Origin of the sequence: Mesorhizobium sp. M1C.F.Ca.ET.210.01.1.1 (assembly GCF_004791585.1) — a bacterium.
In the GTDB taxonomy this organism is placed as follows: Bacteria; Pseudomonadota; Alphaproteobacteria; order Rhizobiales; family Rhizobiaceae; genus Mesorhizobium.
This window is the reverse complement of record NZ_SRUU01000226.1, coordinates 1-283: the sequence shown is the minus strand read 5'-3', so window position 1 is coordinate 283 and position 283 is coordinate 1. Positions and strand designations below refer to the sequence as shown.

Annotated in this window: 1 pseudogene; it reads right to left on the bottom strand. The window is 62.9% G+C overall.

The annotated features are described in order from the left end of the window. Positions 1–283: pseudogene (locus tag EN853_RS33685) on the bottom strand (ATP-dependent helicase); the annotation flags it as partial.

The following is a 283-nucleotide window of genomic DNA, read 5'->3' as shown; positions in this document are numbered from 1 at the left end:
AGCTGCTCTGCCCAGCCGGCGCACCAGGGGAAGGCAGACCCCAGCACCTCACCGAGCGGGGCCTGCGCGTTGACGGCGCGCGAATAGATGGCAACGCAGGTGCCTTTGGTTGGAAAGCGCGCTTCCGTCCTGGAGAAACCGAGTTCGTGGCGCACGAGATTCATCAGATCGGCAGAATCCTCGCGATCATGAATGGTGAAGGCCGGATCGAGGCCGATCTCCAATGCATAATCGCGCAACAGCCGCGCACCGATGACATGAAAAGTGCCGGCCCCGGTGAGCG